The following is a 1354-nucleotide window of genomic DNA, read 5'->3' as shown; positions in this document are numbered from 1 at the left end:
GTATGGTCTGGTGGAACAAAAGGTCAGGCTTGGCGAAGCGGTCGCCGTCGTCGACCACCGCCTCCATTTCGACCAGAGCTGCATTGATCTCGGCGATCTGCGATGGCGTGGCGCGCTGGGCCGCAAGCGCTGCCGACATCGGCTCGATGGCCCTGCGCAATTCGAACAGCGCCCGGACATCGTCGGCGCTGACACCGCTGGCATAGCGCCATGACAGGACGTCCGGGTCGAGGAAATTCCAGTCGGCACGAGGACGCACCCTTGTGCCGGTCTTCGGCCGCGATTCGACCAGCCCCTTGCCCGCCAACACCTTGATCGCCTCGCGCAGCACCGTGCGGCTGACCCCCAGCATCTCGCTTGAATCGTCGGCATTGGGCAGTGCCTCGCCGGGCAGGAAATCGCCTTGAACGATGCGCAATCCGATTTGCTCGACGACGGTCGCATGCAGAGCGGTGGAGCCGCTGGAAACCGCCACCGCGACTCTCGACGTACGCGCCATACTGAAAGATTTGTTATTCTTCATACTATTCATATGATATGTCTTATCGGCATTGCGATTGGAGTCAAGGGATGGGGGAGTGCCGATGACAAAGAATTCCGCTGCCGTTGCCGAGCAGCACCAAGGGCTGATCTCGATCAGCGACGGCATTGCGACCGTGGAGATCGCGCCGGCCGCCGGCGGCGCGCTGGCGTCGTATCGCTGGCGGCAAAACGGATCCGTCGTGGATTGGCTGCGCCCTGCGGATCAGGCGGCGATCGACGGCCGCGATGCCGGCGCCATGGCCTGCTTCCCGCTGGTTCCCTATTCCAATCGCATAAGGCACGGCCGCTTCGCATTCGCAGGCCGCACCGTCGAACTGCCGACCAGCCCGGACGATCCACATCATGAGCATGGCCATGGCTGGCGTCGGCCATGGACCGTCGTGCGGCACGAAGCCAGCGCCACTGTCCTATCCTATCGCCATGCCGCCGATTCCTGGCCGTGGAGCTATGAGGCAAGGCAAGAGATCTCGCTGGTCAATGGCAGCCTGATCACCGCCATCTCGCTGCGCAACCTGTCGGACGCGCCGATGCCGGCCGGGCTCGGCCTGCATCCCTATTTCCCATCGACACCGTGGACGCATGTCCAGGCGCGGGTGTCCGGCATGTGGGAGACCGACGCGGAAATCCTGCCCACCCGGCACGTCCTGCCGCCTGCAGGCTCCAACCCGACCACGGGCTTCGACGTGTCGGAGACGGACTTCGACACGGTCTTCACCGGATGGTCGCGCCGCGCCCGGATCTCCTGGCCGGAGCATGGACGGCAACTGGACATCGAGGCCGAGGCGCCACTCGATTTCCTTGTCCTCTACAC

The 1354-nt window shown here is 64.3% G+C and carries 2 protein-coding genes; one reads left to right on the top strand and one right to left on the bottom strand.

Going from position 1 to position 1354, the window contains the following annotated elements:
* On the bottom strand, window positions 1-475 hold a 475-nt coding region (locus tag ENZ74_RS31895; RefSeq protein ID WP_245471052.1), incomplete at its 3' end, for a FadR/GntR family transcriptional regulator.
* Window positions 476-584: 109 nt separating this feature from the next.
* Between ENZ74_RS31895 and ENZ74_RS31890 the strand changes: the two genes are divergently transcribed.
* A partial coding sequence (locus ENZ74_RS31890) for an aldose 1-epimerase (protein WP_164761410.1) occupies window positions 585-1354 on the top strand: 770 nt, incomplete at its 3' end.

The organism is Mesorhizobium sp. M7A.F.Ca.CA.002.15.2.1 (assembly GCF_003998715.1).
Taxonomy (GTDB): Bacteria; Pseudomonadota; Alphaproteobacteria; order Rhizobiales; family Rhizobiaceae; genus Mesorhizobium; species Mesorhizobium ciceri.
This window is presented reverse-complemented; position numbering and strand designations above follow the sequence as displayed.